The 14,610-nt window shown below is 69.3% G+C and carries 15 protein-coding genes; 8 read left to right on the top strand and 7 right to left on the bottom strand.

Annotated elements, in window-relative coordinates; genetic code table 11:
- Nucleotides 1–250: 250 nt before the first annotated feature.
- Both AC069H_RS07400 and AC069H_RS07395 read left to right on the top strand, forming a co-directional pair.
- Nucleotides 251–1,036: a class I SAM-dependent methyltransferase gene (locus AC069H_RS07400; protein ID WP_478231684.1), complete on the top strand. Its 786-nt coding sequence runs from the start codon at nt 251–253 to the stop codon at nt 1,034–1,036.
- Nucleotides 1,037–1,155: 119 nt separating this feature from the next.
- On the top strand, nt 1,156–1,287 hold the full coding sequence (locus tag AC069H_RS07395) for a hypothetical protein (protein WP_478231683.1): 132 nt from the start codon (nt 1,156–1,158) through the stop codon (nt 1,285–1,287).
- Nucleotides 1,288–1,604: 317 nt separating this feature from the next.
- On the opposite strand, the gene AC069H_RS07390 is transcribed toward AC069H_RS07395, so the two are convergent.
- Nucleotides 1,605–2,858, bottom strand: coding sequence for a glycosyltransferase family 4 protein (locus AC069H_RS07390; protein WP_478231682.1), 1,254 nt, complete (start codon nt 2,856–2,858; stop codon nt 1,605–1,607).
- 108 nt (nt 2,859–2,966) lie between these two features.
- Between AC069H_RS07390 and AC069H_RS07385 the strand changes: the two genes are divergently transcribed.
- A complete protein-coding gene (locus AC069H_RS07385; RefSeq protein ID WP_478231681.1) occupies nt 2,967–4,733 on the top strand; it encodes a glycoside hydrolase family 2 protein in 1,767 nt (588 codons plus the stop codon).
- Here AC069H_RS07385 and AC069H_RS07380 read toward each other — a convergent pair.
- The 5 genes from AC069H_RS07380 to AC069H_RS07360 form a co-directional block, all read right to left on the bottom strand.
- The gene (locus AC069H_RS07380) at nt 4,721–4,948 is read right to left on the bottom strand and encodes a hypothetical protein (protein WP_478231680.1); all 228 of its coding nucleotides are present in this window, start codon (nt 4,946–4,948) and stop codon (nt 4,721–4,723) included. The two genes, AC069H_RS07385 and AC069H_RS07380, sit on opposite strands and share 13 nt — an antisense overlap.
- Entirely contained in the window at nt 4,948–6,009 is a 1,062-nt protein-coding gene (locus tag AC069H_RS07375; RefSeq protein WP_478231679.1) for a chymotrypsin family serine protease, read from the bottom strand. The genes AC069H_RS07380 and AC069H_RS07375 overlap by 1 nt, the downstream gene beginning before the upstream one ends.
- Nucleotides 6,010–6,290: 281 nt before the next feature.
- The gene (locus AC069H_RS07370; protein WP_478231678.1) at nt 6,291–6,776 is read right to left on the bottom strand and encodes a glutathione peroxidase; all 486 of its coding nucleotides are present in this window, start codon (nt 6,774–6,776) and stop codon (nt 6,291–6,293) included.
- A gap of 13 nt (nt 6,777–6,789) precedes the next feature.
- Nucleotides 6,790–8,301 carry a 1,4-alpha-glucan branching protein domain-containing protein gene (locus AC069H_RS07365; RefSeq protein ID WP_478228477.1) on the bottom strand — a complete coding sequence of 504 codons (1,512 nt, stop codon included), beginning with the start codon at nt 8,299–8,301 and terminating at the stop codon, nt 6,790–6,792.
- 76 nt (nt 8,302–8,377) lie between these two features.
- On the bottom strand, nt 8,378–9,151 hold the full coding sequence (locus AC069H_RS07360; RefSeq protein ID WP_478231677.1) for a class I SAM-dependent methyltransferase: 774 nt from the start codon (nt 9,149–9,151) through the stop codon (nt 8,378–8,380).
- A gap of 135 nt (nt 9,152–9,286) precedes the next feature.
- On the opposite strand from AC069H_RS07360, the gene AC069H_RS07355 reads away from it, so the two are divergent.
- Nucleotides 9,287–9,709, top strand: coding sequence for a hypothetical protein (locus tag AC069H_RS07355; protein ID WP_478228475.1), 423 nt, complete (start codon nt 9,287–9,289; stop codon nt 9,707–9,709).
- On the opposite strand, the gene AC069H_RS07350 is transcribed toward AC069H_RS07355, so the two are convergent.
- The gene (locus AC069H_RS07350; RefSeq protein ID WP_478231676.1) at nt 9,690–10,541 is read right to left on the bottom strand and encodes a DegV family protein; all 852 of its coding nucleotides are present in this window, start codon (nt 10,539–10,541) and stop codon (nt 9,690–9,692) included. The genes AC069H_RS07355 and AC069H_RS07350 overlap by 20 nt on opposite strands.
- Nucleotides 10,542–10,784: 243 nt before the next feature.
- Here AC069H_RS07350 and AC069H_RS07345 point away from each other — a divergent pair, with 243 nt between their 5' ends.
- The 4 genes from AC069H_RS07345 to AC069H_RS07330 all read left to right on the top strand — a co-directional run bounded on the left by AC069H_RS07345 (nt 10,785) and on the right by AC069H_RS07330 (nt 14,416).
- On the top strand, nt 10,785–11,570 hold the full coding sequence (locus tag AC069H_RS07345) for an electron transfer flavoprotein subunit beta/FixA family protein (RefSeq protein ID WP_016336566.1): 786 nt from the start codon (nt 10,785–10,787) through the stop codon (nt 11,568–11,570).
- Nucleotides 11,571–11,596: 26 nt separating this feature from the next.
- The gene (locus AC069H_RS07340) at nt 11,597–12,556 is read left to right on the top strand and encodes an electron transfer flavoprotein subunit alpha/FixB family protein (protein WP_340683521.1); all 960 of its coding nucleotides are present in this window, start codon (nt 11,597–11,599) and stop codon (nt 12,554–12,556) included.
- 178 nt (nt 12,557–12,734) lie between these two features.
- The gene (locus AC069H_RS07335; protein ID WP_478231675.1) at nt 12,735–13,517 is read left to right on the top strand and encodes a GNAT family N-acetyltransferase; all 783 of its coding nucleotides are present in this window, start codon (nt 12,735–12,737) and stop codon (nt 13,515–13,517) included.
- Entirely contained in the window at nt 13,514–14,416 is a 903-nt protein-coding gene (locus tag AC069H_RS07330; RefSeq protein ID WP_478231674.1) for a lysophospholipid acyltransferase family protein, read from the top strand. The genes AC069H_RS07335 and AC069H_RS07330 overlap by 4 nt, the downstream gene beginning before the upstream one ends.
- Nucleotides 14,417–14,610 lie beyond the last annotated feature (194 nt).

Raw genomic sequence — 14,610 nt, 5'->3', positions numbered from 1 at the left:
CCGCCTCTACCTGACGCGGGGCGGCCGGGTTCCACACCGGTTTGGGACGGTGTGGCCCAACGGGTCCGGTGGCGGCGGCTCCCCGCCACCGGACCCGCTTCACGCGCGCGCCCCTCCGGTAGCGCTGTCGGGCGTGCGCTTCGCCGCGGAGGCCCCGTCCTCACCACACCACCGTGGACGGGGCCTCCGCGGCCTTCCGCCGTGCGCGAAAGCGGTGGCGAGGGATCCTCGGGCAGGTCACGATCGCGGGATGACGATCCTGAAGTTCAGCGGCGAGGTCGCCGAGTTCTATCAGCGCTACCGCCGCGGCTACCCCGTCGAAGTCTTCGACAAGCTGGTGGCGGAATTCGGGCTGTCCACCGAGGACACGGCACTGGACCTCGGCTGCGGCACCGGTCAGCTGACCCGGCCGCTCGCCGCCAGGACCCGCTCGGTCATCGGGATGGATCCCGAACCGGACATGCTCGCCCAAGCCAGGAAAGTGGCGTCCGGGCTCACCAACGTGAACTGGCTCGTCGGTGCCGACAGCGACGTTCCGGCGCTGCGGACGTTGCTGGGGCGGGACGGTCTCGGCGTGGTCACGATCGGGCAGGCCCTGCACTGGATGGACCACGCGACCTTGTTCCCCGTGCTCCGTTCGCTGCTGCGGCCCGGCGGCGGGGTCGCCGTGCTCACCAACGGGGCGCCGATGTGGCTGCACGAGAGTTCGTGGTCGAAGGCGTTGCGCGAATACCTTTCCGGCTGGCTCGGTCAGCCGCTCGTGCGTACCTGCGGGGCCGAACAAGAGGAACAGGACCGGTACCGCGCGAGCCTGGAGGCCGCCGGTTTCGCCACCGGTTCGCGCGTGGTCGAGTACGAGGACGAAATCGACCTGGAGTTCGTCATCGGCGCGGTCTACTCCGCGACCCCGGAGGACAGGTTGCCGAAGCCGGCCGAGCGCGCCGGATTCGAGGAGCGGCTGAGCGCTGCCATTTCCCCGTACGCGCCGTTCGTGGAGCCGGTTCAGGTACGGATGCTGACCGGCAGAAAGGGATGAACCGGTCACGGACCGCGAATAGGTAGGGATACGTAGTGATTCCCCCGTTGTTTCGGCGGCGGGTCGCGCGGATGCTCGGCGCCGGGTGGGAATTCCGCCCGTTTCCCCGAGGAGCCACCATGAAGAAGCAGTTGAGGACCCTCTTGGCCGCGACCTTCGCCGTCCTCGCCGTCGCCCTCGCCGCCCCGGCGGTGTCCGCTTCGGCCGGGGTCTCGGTGCAGCCGGGCTGTGTTCGGCCCTGCCACTTCTGATCTTCGTCACCTAGAGCAGCCCCGGGGGTCGCGCCCCTCGCGACCCGCGACGCTCGTGAAGGGGGATCCGGGTCCCCCGACGTCCCGGATTCCCCTTCGCCCCGCGCCACCGCCGCAAAGCGGCTGCTCGGCCGAAGTAACTCGCCCTTCACACCTTTCCCAAGTACATGAAGGGGTCCTTCACGTACTTCGAGCGGCGCGAAGGGCATCAGGACAGCTTGGGCCGGGGTCGTGAGTGGCGATTCGGGTTAGAACACGAATCGCCACTCACGACCCACACGCGCCTCCGCGATTAGTCCTCTGAATGCGTCGAGCGATCAGGGCTCGAAGGCGTTCCCGGTCGCGATCTTCGGCCGCCCCAGTTCCACCGGCTCCCCGGCGCGAGCCCGCCGGTAGACCGCGACGGTCGCTTCGGCGATCCGCCCCCAGTCGAAGTCCGCGGCCAGGCGCGACTGCGCGCTCAGCGCGCGGCGGGCGGCCGCGACCTCGTCGTCCAGCACCGCTTCGACGGCGTCCCCGAGGGCGTCGACGTCGCCGGGGCTGAACGCCAGGCCGGTCTCGCCGTCGACGACGACCTCGCCGAGCCCGCCCGCGGTCGAAGCGACCAGCGGCGCCTTCGCGGCGGCCGCCTCCAGGGCGACGATCCCGAACGGCTCGTAGCGGCTGGGCAGCACGACGGCGTCGGCCGCGGCCAGTACGGCGCGCAGTTCGCGGTCGGACAGGTGCCCGACGAAGTCCACCGCGCGGCGGACGCGCAGCTTGCGGGCCTGGTCGACCAGTTCCTCCAGATGCCGTCCCTTGCCGGCGACCACCAGCCGCGTCCCCGGTTTGGCGCGGCGGATCCGGGGGAGCGCGGCGAGCAGGTCCTGCACGCCCTTCTCCCATTCCAACCGTCCGAAGTAGAGCAGCAGGGGCGCGCCGGAGGGGCTGTAGACCTCGCGCGCGTGCGCGACCTCCTCCGCGGGCACCTGCCAGGTGCGTTCCTCGATGCCGTTGTGGATCACGGTGACCGCGTCACCGTCGACCTCGAACAGATGCGCCACCTCGCGGCGCATGGCCTGCGAACAGGTGATCAGCGCGTCCGAGCGGTTCGCGAGCCACCACTCGACCGAGTGAACCTGCTGGTTCAGCGGATGCGAGAGCCAGCCGGAGTGCCGCCCGGCCTCGGTGGCGTGGATCGTGCCGACCAGCGGCACCCGCGCGGCCTCCGCGATCGCGATCGCGGGGTGGGTGACCAGCCAGTCGTGCGCGTGCACCACGTCCGGCTGCCAGGTGCGCAGCAGGTCGGTGGCGGCGCGGACCATCGCGTGCCCCATGGCCAGCGTCCACGCGACGAGGTCCCGTTCGAAGGTCACGTGCATCGGGTCTTCGGCGACCCGGATGATCCGGACGCCCTCGACCACGCGATCGGTCCTGGGGTGGGTCTCGGCGTCGGTGCCCGCCGTGTGACGGCACAGGACGACCACGTCGTGCCCCTGCCGGGCGAGATGCCGGGCCAGGGCGTGGACGTGCCGTGCGAGTCCGCCGACGACCACGGGTGGGTACTCCCACGACAACATCAGCACGCGCATGGGTGGAGGTTACTCGTGAGTCGGTCGTCACCGGGACGGGGCGATCACCCCTGCCGGTGAACCCGATCGAGGGCGACAGGAGCGACGATCTTTGCCACCATCGGGTTGATGACGTCCTCGGTGAACGCGGCCGGACCGGCCTTCGAAACCGTCGAACCGGTGCTCTCGACGCCGTGGTCCGCGCAGGTCGGGCCCGGCAACGCGCTGCCGGAGTATCCGCGTCCGCGGCTGGTCCGCGAACGCTGGCTGAACCTCAACGGCGTCTGGGAGTACGCGGGCAGCGGCTCGCCCGGCCGGAACGGGTACGGCGAGCGGATCCTGGTGCCGTTCCCGCCGGAGTCGGCGCTCTCCGGTATCGGACGGCGGGACGAAACCCTCTGGTACCGCAAGGTTTTCGAGGTCCCGTCCGGCTGGGACGGTCAGCGCGTGCTGCTCCACTTCGGCGCCGTCGACCAGTCCGCGACGGTCTGGGTCAACAACCAGGAGGTGGCCGCCCACGAGGGCGGGTACACGGCCTTCAGCGCGGACATCACCGGCGTGCTGCGCCCGTCGGGATCGCAGGAACTGACCGTCCGGGCCACGGACCGCACCGACGCTTCGACACACCCCGTCGGCAAGCAGCGGAACGACCCGAAAGGGATCTTCTACACCGCCGCGTCGGGTATCTGGCAGACCGTCTGGCTGGAGCCGGTGCCGTCCGAGCGCGTCCGGGATCTCCGGGTGACGTCAGACCTCGAAGGGGTGACGGTTGTGCCCAAGGTCACAGGCGGCGCCCGGGTGGAGCTGATCGTGAGCGAGCCCGATGGCCCCGAAGTGGCACGTGCCGCGGAGGACGTGGGACGCCGATTGCGTGCGGAGGTGCCTTCGCCGCGCCTCTGGACGCCCGATGATCCGTATCTCTACGACCTTCAGGTCCGTTTGCTCGACGAGAGCGGCAATCCGCTCGACGTCGTCGAGTCCTATACCGGGCTCCGCACGATCGGGACGGTCTCCGACGCCCAGGGCAGGCCGCGGATCGCGCTCAACGGCCGGATCACCTTCCTCCACGGCCCGCTCGACCAGGGTTACTGGCCGGACGGGATCCACACCGCCCCGACCGACGAGGCGTTGCGGTTCGACCTGGAGAAGACCAAGGAACTCGGCTTCAACTTCGTCCGCAAACACGTCAAGGTCGAGCCGGAGCGCTGGTACCACTGGACGGATCGGCTGGGCCTGCTCGTCTGGCAGGACATGCCGTCGCTCACCGTCTCGTTCGACGGCCCGCCCGGGACGGCGCCCGATCCGGTGCCGGAAGCGAAGGCGCGGTTCGAAGAGGAATTGACCGAGATGATCGAGCAGTTGCGCGGGGTGACCTCGATCGTCGGCTGGGTGCCGTTCAACGAGGGCTGGGGCGAATTCGACACCGCGCGGATCGCGAACCTGGTGAAGGACCTCGACCCGACCAGGCTCGTCGTCGCGAACAGCGGAGTGAACTGCTGCTTCTCGTGGCCGGACACCGGCGCGGGCGACGTCTACGACGACCACACCTACGTCGGGCCGGGAAAGCCCTCGGTGAAGGACCACAGGGTGATCGTCGACGGCGAGTACGGCGGCCTCGGCCTGGTCCTCGACGAGCATCGCTGGCCCGGGGAGCCGCAGGCCTACGAGATGACGCTGACCTCGGCACAGCTGACGAAGCGCTATGCCGAGGTCAGCGAGCATCTCGAACGGATCATCGCCGGAACCGGTCTTTCCGGCGCGATCTACACCCAGACCACCGACGTCGAGAACGAGGTCAACGGCCTGCTCACCTACGACCGGCGGGTGGTGAAGGCGGACGCGCCGACCGTCGCCACCCGCAATCGCGCGGTCATCGAGGCGGGTCAGTCCGGCTGAGCCTCCACCGGACCACCCGAATCCCGGACCCGGACGGGCACCCCGAGCAGCTGAGAAGGCAGCCGCCCGGGGTCGTGACCGGGGGTCATCCACACGTCGATCGTGGGTGCCCCCTCGGCCTCGCCCTGCCCGACGCCGACCACTCCGGGGACGTCGTCGAGCCACCGGGACGCCGCCACGAGCGCGGCATCGACGTCGGAGATTTCGTCGGCCACTACGGGTGCACCCGGATCCCGAGCGACGCTTCGACCAGCGAGATCCGGTTGATCACGGTGACCACCGGCGAGCCGGCGAACAGGAGGCCGACGGCGTTCTCGCTCAGGTCCGCCACGAGGCTGCCCGAGTCGCCACCGGCCGACATGTCGGTGGTCAGCAGCTGCTGCGCGAACCGGGCCACCCTGCCTCCGCCGTAGTTCACGTCGACGGTGGCGTTGATGTTCGTGATCCGCCCGGTCGTCCAGTTCGTGGTCCGGCCGGTCTTCTGCACGAGCGTGCCGACCGCGGGCGCCACGTTGGTGCCCTTGAGGTCGCCGACCCAGAAGATCCGCCGGTCGAGGTCGTGGAACTGGCCTTCGGCGATCGCGGCGTCGACGAAGTTCAACGGCACCGGCTGCCCCGGCTGGATGAACTTGATCGGCACGAACCGGCTCAGCCTGGCGATGACGTCGGTGGGGACGACGCCGCCGTCGAACGGGCCGGGCTGCAGGATCGGGTCGCCGATGGCGGCGGCGTTGGAGTTCGCCAGCACGTGGTTGTTGCTCAGGATGTAGTATCTCGGCGGTTTGCCGGGCAGTGCCGTCGCGTCGTAGACCGCGGTGCCGTAGGTGCCGGCGGTGATCTTGAAGTGGCCGACGCTCAGCCCGCCGTACGCCGGGCGGAACTTCTTGGCGAGGGTGAACGGGCCGACCTGCTCACGGGCGAGTTCGTCGGGGCGGGCGAGCGTCGGAGCCGGGGGCTCGTCGATCATCGTGGCGGCGCCGTTCACCTTCGGCGCGGCGATACTGCGGCCGGCCTGGAGCACCCCGACCTCCTGGACGTCGGTGGGCACGCCCGCCAGCGTCGCCGGGACGAGGTCGTCGTCACGCAGCATCTCGTGCGGCAGTTTCGTGTCGACCAGGACGGTGATCGCCTTTTCGCCGGTGTCCCTGCCCCCGGACCATTTGGTACCGAGCGCGACACCCACCACGTTCTGCCGGTTCAGCAACGCCTCCTCCTCGGCCGCCTGCACGCTCGCGAGGGAGAGGAAATCGTCCGGGATCATATTGTTTTCGATCATGTCGGCCACACTTTTCTGGTTGTCGGCGTTGACGAAGTGCGGGAGTCCCGACGAAAGAGTCTTCCCTTGTCCGCGGGGTGGCGCCATAGTGCAATCGGGTACGGCGCTTCACCCGGGAATGTCAGTATTTCCCTTATGTGACAGGGGTTTGTGATCGAGCAACCAGTCATCGCGCGAGTGGTGGGATATTCAGGGACTTTGGTCACCGGATCGCCGGAAAAGGAAACGGGCGGGGTTTCCGGATCGCTCCGGAAACCCCGCCCGTATCGGGAAAGCGCGCGTCAGCCGATCGCGGCGTCGATCGCCTTGGCGATCACTTCGTCCTCGGGTTCGGTGCGCGGGCGGAATCGTCCCACCACCTCACCGGACGGGGCGACGAGGAACTTCTCGAAGTTCCACTGCACGTCGCCGGCGGCGCCTTCCGCGTCGGCCGCCTTCGTCAGTTCGGCGTAGAGCGGGTGACGGGTTTCGCCGTTCACGTCCAGCTTTTCGAACAGCGGGAACGAAACGCCGTACGTCGTCGAGCAGAAGGCCTGGATCTCCTCGGCGGTGCCCGGCTCCTGTCCGGCGAACTGGTTGCACGGGAACCCGACGACGGAGAAACCCTTGTCCGCGTAGCGTTCCTGCAGCTTCTCCAGCCCGGTGTACTGCGGGGTCAGCCCGCATTTCGACGCCACGTTCACCACCAGCAGCGTCTTGCCTTCGAACGCGCCGAGCGTCGTGTCCTCGCCCGCGAGCGTCTTCAGTGGAATGTCGTGGATCCCCATGCTCTCCCTTTCGTCATTTCCTCAGCAGGTCACGGGCGTCGACATGGCCGAAGGGCCCGTCGTCGCGCCGGAACGCGGACGCGGTCTCCCGCGCGCGGTCGAGCGCTCCCTCGCGGAGCAGCCCGGCGAGCGTGTCGAACCGTTCGGTGTGCACCCTCGCCCGCCGCCGCGCGTAGTCGGCGGCGGAATCCTTGGTGACCATGAACGCCCAGTCGCTCGACAGTGCCAGCATCGCCTCGGCGACGGCCTGGTCGCGGACGGCGTCACGCGTCGTCGTGTCCATCCCGGTGACCAGGTCGAGCATCCGGTGCTGCAGCGCGGTGTTGTCCCGCACCATGTCGGCGACCTGCTCGCCGTCCCAGACCCGCCAGTCCTTGCCCGAGCCCCACGACGACGCCGGGAGATCGACCTTCCCGCCGAGGTGGCCCGCTTCGAGCGCGCCCTTGAGCGTGGTGACGCGGACCCCCGCCTCGGGCAGCGCGCGCAGGACACCTTCGAGCCAGGCCGGGCCCTCGTGCCACCAGTGCCCGAACAGTTCCGTGTCGTAGGCGGCGACGACGAGCGATTCGCGGCCGTGCTCGGCCTTGAGCGAGCGCAACCGGGCGACGACGGTGTCGACGAAGTCCTGGACGTGGCCGCCGAGGGTGGCCGTCGCCATCGCCGGGTCGTACGGCGCCTTGTCCGGCGGCTCGACGGTCTTGCCGGTCACCCGTGACGGTTTGAGGCCGACTTCGTGCGCCCAGGTGTGGAAGTCGCGGTAGGCGGCGTGGCCGGGGTAGCCGGCCTTCGGCGACCAGACGCGGTACGTGACTTCGAGGTCGCGGCCGAAGCAGACGACGTCGGAATCGCCGACGGTCCGCGCCGCCGACGTGTCACCGTGCAGGGACGGTCCGTCGACCATGAACCGCCGGACGCCCGCGGCGGCGTATCCGGCCTCCATTCCGGGCGCGTAACCGCATTCGGGTGCCCAAATGCCTTCGGGACGTTGTCCGATCCGCAGTGCGGTGTCGGCCAGCCCGCCGCGCAGCATGAAGTCGCGCACCGCCGGGTCGAGCAGCGGCTGGAACGGATGCGCCAGCGGGCCGCCGAGCAGTTCGATCGTCCCGTTGTCCACAAAGGACCGGAGGATCGGCGAGAAACCGTGACGCCAGCGCGTTTCGAGTTCTTCCGACGCCTTCAGCGCCGTCCGGTACTCGCCCGCCGCGAGGTCGCGCAGCAGCGGGTCGCCGCGCCAGAGCGTGGACGCGTGCCAGGCGCGCAGCTGCCAATGCCCGAGCCAGTCGTGGAAGGCGTCGATGCAGTAGGGGTCGTCGAGCTGTGCGGCGAGGATCGGCGTCATGCCGAGAGTGAGGACGTCCTCGCGGCCTTCGTCGGCGAAGCGGCGCAAGAGGTCGACCATCGGCAGGTAGGAATGCGCCCACGCCTGGTAAAGCCATTCCTCGCCGACCGGCCAGGAGCCGTGATGCGGCAGCCACGGCAGATGGCTGTGCACGACGAGGCAGAACGTGCCTTCGTACTCGCTCATGCCTGCTCCTCGTAGTGGGTCGCTTTGCGTCGCATGAGCAGGCGCACTGTGTCGAATGATTCGCTCGCAAGCTCCCTCATGGGCGCACCGCCACGGCCACGAGGTCGAGGCTGGCGTCGAGGTCCTCACCGTGGATGGCGAAATCCGCGGCCTGGATGGCTTGGACATCGGCGAGCAGTTCCGCCGGCCAGGTCGCCTGCCCGGGCAGTTGCCCCATGACGACGTCGAGCTGCGCGTCGATGATCGAGCCGCCGTACTTGGCGTCGAGCTTCGCGACGCCCTCGCCGTGGTGGAGGCCGTGCAGCGTCTCGACCTCGAAACCGGCTTCACGCAGCAGTTCGTCCAATTCGGACGGTGCGAGTTCCCTGGTGTGGAACGGGTTGAGCGGGGTGTCGCTGTCCGGGGTGAAGGTCAGCCGGTTGGGTGTGGTGACGATCAGCCGTCCGCCGGGGGAGAGCACGCGGCGGCATTCGGCGAGGAAGGCGCCCTGGTCCCAGAGGTGCTCGATCACCTGGAAGTTGGCGACGACGTCGACCGAGGCGTCCCGAAGCGGCAGGAACACCAGGTTGGCCCTGGCCACGCCGATGCCGGGGTAGCGGCGGGCGACGTGCTCGGTGGTGGGGATGTCGTAGTCGAGCGCGAGCACCCGCTCGGCGACCGTGGCGATGAGCCCGGCGCCGTAGCCCTCACCGCACCCGGCTTCCAGGACGGTCTTGCCTTCGCACAGGGGCAGGAGCGTTTGATACGCGGCCTCGTGGCGGCGGTACCAATAGTTTTCCTCGGCGATGCCCGGCACGGTGCGTTCACCGGTGAGGTGCAGCGCTTCGGCCCTGGTGGCTGGGGTGGTCACGCCGCGACCCTACCGGCCGGTCACTTCCCTCCCCGGCGCAGTTAGTCCTCTGGATGCGGTCCTTGCACGTGCAAGGACCGCATCCAGAGGACTAACTGCGTGTCACGTTTCGCGGTGCTGTCCAGTCCAGGAGGTATGCAACGGACATTCACCCGCGTACTGCTCGTCGTCTTCGGTCTCATCGAACTGCCCGTCGGGCTGTGGCCGCTGTTCAGCCCGGACGGCTTCTACCGGGACTTCCCGGGGTTCCGCACCGGCTGGGTGGCGATGGACGGCCCCTTCAACGAACACCTGATCCGCGACTTCGGCGGCCTCAACCTGGCGCTTTCCGCGATCCTGATCGGCGCCGCCGTGATCGGGACGACCGCCGTGGCCAGGCTCGCGGCGCTCGCGACCTTCCTCTTCGGACTGCCGCACTTCCTCTACCACCTCGGCCACGTCTCGCATTTCGAGCCGGTGGACCAGGTGCTGATCGTCGTGACGACGGCGCTGGGCGCGGTGCTCCCGGTGGTGCTGGCGCTGATCCCCTCGAAGCGGGCTACACCGGCGACACCGTGATGCCGATGGCGCCGGGACCGAGGTGGGCGCCGAGGATCATGCTGGCGTCCACCAGGGTGCTGTCGACCATATGCGGCAGCCGCGCCCGCAGCCGCCCGCCGATCTCGAGATCGCGTTCGTCCGGGCCGAACCGGGTGATGGCGACCTCCACGTCCTGATCGCCCGCGCAGTCCACCGCGAGGTCGACGAGTTTGTTGAGCGCCCGCCGCTGGCCCGGGACCCGGGTCAGCGGGGCGACCTCGCCGTTCTTCACCGTCAGCAGGGGTTTGATCGAGAACGCCGAGCCGAGCAAGGCCTGCGCGGCGCCGATCCGGCCGCCGCGGCGCAGGAACTCCAGCGTGTCGACGTAGAGGATCTCCCGGCTGCCGCGGAACCGGCGTTCGGCGGCGTCGATCACCCGGGTCGCCTGCCCGCCGGCGGCGGCGACCTTGGCCGCCGAGGTCGCCGCGAAACCGAGGCTCATCCCGGTGGTCCCGCTGTCGAGGACGTGGACGGGGACGCTCACCTGCTGGGCGGCCTCGCGGGCGGCGTTCACCGTCTCCGACATCCGGCCCGAGATGTGGATGCTGACGATCGCCGAGGCACCCTTGCTCGCGGCGTCCTGGAACGCCCAGAAGAACGCGGCGACCTCGGGCGGCGCCGTCTTCACCGGGGTCCCGGCGCGCAGATGGCCGATGATGTCCTCGCGGTCGTAGCGGTTCTCTTCGTCGAACTGCTCTCCGACCTGCAGTTGGACCTGAACGACGCCGATTCCCCAGCGTTCGGCGACCGGGGCGGGGAGGCAGGCGGTCGAGTCCGTGATCACGGCGACGGGGCCTGGCAAGGAACGCATGGTCGGGCAGGCTATCGCCTCACCCCCGCCACGAGTACCCCGGAATACGGCCGTTCGGGTTAGTCGCCCGGTAACACTCACTTCCGGGTGAATTACCTGGACGATGGTCCCACTAAAACGTGCATCCAGGTGAATGAGGTCACCTCGGCGGGCCGCGGCACTGAAATGGCCCTAATCTACCGGCCAGTAGAGCTGTTGCCCCGTGGCCGACGCCGGCCACCAACGGGAGGTCGAAGTAGACCCATGACGAACATCGTTGTCCTGGTCAAGCAGGTACCGGACACCTACTCGGAGCGGAAGCTCTCCGGTGCCGACAACACTCTTGACCGCGAATCCGCCGACGCCGTGCTCGACGAGATCAACGAGAAGGCCGTCGAAGAAGCCCTGAAGATCAAGGAAGCGGGCGAGGGCGAGGTCACCGTCGTCTCGGTGGGTCCCGACCGCGCGACCGACGCGATCCGCAAGGCGCTGTCCATGGGCGCCGACAAGGCCATCCACGTCTCCGACGAGGCCCTGCACGGCTCCGACGCCATCGCCACCGCCAAGGTGCTGGCCGCCGCGATCTCGAAGGTCGAAGGCTTCGACCTGGTCATCACCGGTAACGAGGCCTCCGACGGCCGCGGTGGCGCCGTCCCGGCGATCATCGCCGAGCTGCTCGGCCTGCCGCAGCTGACCCACGTGAACGAGCTGACCGTCGACGGCACCTCGATCAAGGCCGACCGCTACACCGAGGACGGCGTCACGCACCTCGAGGCGAACCTGCCCGCGGTGGTGAGCGTCGGCGAGAAGATCAACGAGCCGCGCTACCCCTCCTTCAAGGGCATCATGGCCGCGAAGAAGAAGCCGGTCGAGACTCTGACCGTCGCGGACCTTGGCGTCGACGCCGGCGAGGTCGGCCTCGGCAACGCCTGGTCGTCCGTGCTCGAAGCCTCTCCGAAGCCGCCGCGCACCGCCGGCGAGCGCGTCGAGGACGAGGGTGACGGCGGCAGCAAGGTGGCCGCCTACCTGGTCGCGCAGAAGCTCATCTGAGACAGGTTTCGAGGAGGAATAGGGAAATGGCTGAAGTACTCGTCCTCGTCGACCACGTCGACGGTGAAGTCAAGAAGGTCACGCTCGAGCTGCTGACCGCCGCTCGGGAACTGGGTGAGCCGTCCGCGGTCGTCGTCGGCCCGACCGGCACCGCCGCCAAGGCGAAGGAAGCCCTCGCCGCGCACGGCGCCGCCAAGGTGTACGTCGCCGAGGGCGACAACGCCACCGGCTTCCTGGTCACCCCGAAGGTGGACGTCCTCACCGCTCTCGCGGAGCGGACCTCCCCGGCCGCCGTGCTCGTCGCGGCCAGCGCGGAGGGCAAGGAGGTGTCCGCCCGGGTCGCGGTCCGCCTCGGCTCCGGTCTGCTGTACGACGCCGTCGGCGTGAACGGCGACGGCACCGTGGACCAGTCCATCTTCGGTGGCGCGTTCTCCGTGAAGTCCAAGTCCACCAAGGGTGTCCCGGTCATCTCGGTCCGCCCCGGCGCGGTCGAGGCGGCCCCGGCCGAAGGCGCGGCCGCCGAGGAGACCGTCGAGGTCCCCGCGGGCGACCCGGCGAAGTCCGCCAGGATCACCGGTGTCGAGCCGATCGTCGGCGGCGACCGGCCGGAGCTGACCGAGGCCTCGGTCGTCGTCTCCGGTGGCCGCGGTGTCGGCTCGGCCGACAAGTTCGACGTCGTCGAGGCGCTCGCCGACTCGCTCGGTGCCGCCGTCGGTGCTTCCCGCGCCGCCGTCGACTCGGGTTACTACCCGGCGCAGTTCCAGGTCGGCCAGACCGGTAAGACGGTTTCGCCGCAGCTGTACATCGCGCTCGGCATCTCCGGCGCGATCCAGCACCGCGCGGGTATGCAGACCTCGAAGACCATCATCGCGGTCAACAAGGACGCCGAGGCGCCGATCTTCGAGATCGCCGACTTCGGTGTGGTGGGCGACCTGTTCAACGTCGCGCCGCAGCTGACCGAAGAGGTCCAGAAGCGCAAGGGCTGAGACCCCTCGTCGCGCGAAGGGGCCGTCCGGGATTTCTTTCCCGGGCGGCCCCTTTTCTGTGATCCGAAAGTGATCTTCCAGCCTGAGAGAACCCTGAGAACCCGCAATTAACTGAACGTGCACTAATCGGCCATCAGGCGCATTGTCGTTGGTACCCCCCGAGGGGTAGACCTGGGTCATGACGACGTCACAGCTCCTCGTCAGTACTGACCAGGCAGGTGTCGAACTCCCGGCCGATGCGCCGCGTTACTCCCTCCTCGTGGCGAACGGGAACGAAGAAGTCGTTGCCGCGCAACGACTTCGCCATCAGGTGTTCGCCGAGGAAATGGGGGCGACGCTCAATTCCCTCGAACCCGGTCTCGACGTCGACTACTTCGACGAGTTCTGCGATCACCTCGTGGTGCGGGACGACAACACCGGCGAGATCGTGGGCACGTACCGGATGCTGCCGCCCGATCGGGCCGCGCGGGCGGGGAAGCTGTACTCCGACAGCGAATTCGATCTCACCGCGCTCGATGCGCTGCGCCCTTCGCTGGTCGAGACGGGGCGGTCGTGCGTGCATCCCGACCACCGCAGCGGCGCCGTGGTGAGCCTCGTCTGGGCGGGCATCGGGCGCTACATGCTGCTGGCCGGCCACCGGTATCTCGCGGGCTGTGCTTCCGTACCGCTGACGGACGGCGGGGTCTACGCGGCGGGCGTCTGGGATGTCCTGCGCGCCAAGCACTACGCGGAGGAATCCTTTCGGGTGACGCCGCTGAACCCGTGGCGGACCGAGGGTGTCGAGCGGCCCGCCCGCGCGATCCTCCCGCCGCTCATCAAGGGCTACACCCGACTGGGTGCGAAAATCTACGGCCCGCCCGCGCTCGACGCGGATTTCGGTGTCGCGGACTTCTTCGTCCTGCTGGATCTGCACAACGTCGACGAGCGGTACCTCAAGTTCTTCCTGGGAGTGCAGGGATGACTCACGCCTGGATGCCGAAGTCGCCGTGCGGCGACGGCTGCCTGAGCGAAGGGGCGCCGACGGTGGCGTTCCCGCGGCGTGTCCTGCGGTTCACCGCGGCGATCGGCGTCATCTTCGGCGCTTTCCTGTCGGCGCCGCTGGTGCTCGTGCTGCGCGGCATGCCACGGGAACGGTTGGTGCGCCTGCTTTTCGCGGGGATCTTGAAATCCTTCGGGGTGAAGCTGCGCGTACTCGGCGACGAGCGTTTCCGCGCCGTGCCGGGCCGTGGCGCGCTCGTGGTGAACAACCACATCTCGTGGCTGGACATCATCGCGGTGAACGCCGTCCAGCCGATGCGGGCGCTCGCCAAGAAGGAGGTCGGCGCCTGGCCGGTGCTCGGCCTGCTGGTGCGCCGCGGCGGCAGCATCTTCCTCGACCGGGAGAACCTGCGGAGCCTGCCCGCGACGATGGACGAACTCGCCGACGCGATGCGCGGCGGATCACTCGTGAGCGTGACGCCGGAAGGCACTACCTGGTGCGGTCTCGGTTCGGGTCGATTCCGTCCCGCGACCTTCCAGGCCGCGATCGACGGCGGCGTCCCGGTGCGGCCGCTCGCGCTGCGCTTCCGGCTCGCCGACGGGCGGGAGACGACCCAGCCGGCGTTCATCGGGCCGGAGTCGCTCATCGCCTCGCTGCGACGGGTCGCGGCGCTGCGCGGTCTGGTGCTGGAGGTGCACGTGTGCCCGGAGATCGCGCCAGGGCGCGCCGCGGACCGGCGGGAGCTGGCCGCGCTGGCGGAATCCGCGGTGCAGGCGGCGCTCGGCCGGGTGCAGATCCCGGTGCAGCGGCGGTGTCGCGTCGCGGCGGTTTCCCCGGTCGCTCCTTCGGTGCCCTCCGCTCCCGAGGCGGTCTCTCCGTAGCCCCGGATGTCCTGAACGACCCTTTCCTGACATTCGCCAGGGGTTGGTGCGACTGCGGTGACAGATGTGGCGTTGGTCGAGGGGGTCGTGGGGGGGGGTTTTGGTTTGGGACCCCAAAACCCCCCCCCACCCCCCCCCCACCACCCCCCCCTCCCCCGTACCCAAAGGCCCCCCCCACACCCCCCCACTACGCT

The organism is Amycolatopsis sp. NPDC043887 (assembly GCF_056435665.1).
The sequence above is the reverse complement of the archived record's forward strand: the minus strand, read 5'-3'. Positions and strand labels throughout refer to the sequence as shown.

Coding starts and splice junctions, on each gene's coding strand:
- AC069H_RS07365 (WP_478228477.1), bottom strand. CDS start 8,301: ATGAGCGAGTACGAAGGCACGTTCTGCCTCGTCGTGCACAGCCATCTG.
- AC069H_RS07370 (WP_478231678.1), bottom strand. CDS start 6,776: ATGGGGATCCACGACATTCCACTGAAGACGCTCGCGGGCGAGGACACG.
- AC069H_RS07390 (WP_478231682.1), bottom strand. CDS start 2,858: ATGCGCGTGCTGATGTTGTCGTGGGAGTACCCACCCGTGGTCGTCGGC.
- AC069H_RS07340 (WP_340683521.1), top strand. CDS start 11,597: ATGGCTGAAGTACTCGTCCTCGTCGACCACGTCGACGGTGAAGTCAAG.
- AC069H_RS07395 (WP_478231683.1), top strand. CDS start 1,156: ATGAAGAAGCAGTTGAGGACCCTCTTGGCCGCGACCTTCGCCGTCCTC.
- AC069H_RS07350 (WP_478231676.1), bottom strand. CDS start 10,541: ATGCGTTCCTTGCCAGGCCCCGTCGCCGTGATCACGGACTCGACCGCC.
- AC069H_RS07335 (WP_478231675.1), top strand. CDS start 12,735: ATGACGACGTCACAGCTCCTCGTCAGTACTGACCAGGCAGGTGTCGAA.
- AC069H_RS07385 (WP_478231681.1), top strand. CDS start 2,967: ATGACGTCCTCGGTGAACGCGGCCGGACCGGCCTTCGAAACCGTCGAA.
- AC069H_RS07345 (WP_016336566.1), top strand. CDS start 10,785: ATGACGAACATCGTTGTCCTGGTCAAGCAGGTACCGGACACCTACTCG.
- AC069H_RS07375 (WP_478231679.1), bottom strand. CDS start 6,009: ATGATCGAAAACAATATGATCCCGGACGATTTCCTCTCCCTCGCGAGC.
- AC069H_RS07400 (WP_478231684.1), top strand. CDS start 251: ATGACGATCCTGAAGTTCAGCGGCGAGGTCGCCGAGTTCTATCAGCGC.
- AC069H_RS07355 (WP_478228475.1), top strand. CDS start 9,287: ATGCAACGGACATTCACCCGCGTACTGCTCGTCGTCTTCGGTCTCATC.
- AC069H_RS07330 (WP_478231674.1), top strand. CDS start 13,514: ATGACTCACGCCTGGATGCCGAAGTCGCCGTGCGGCGACGGCTGCCTG.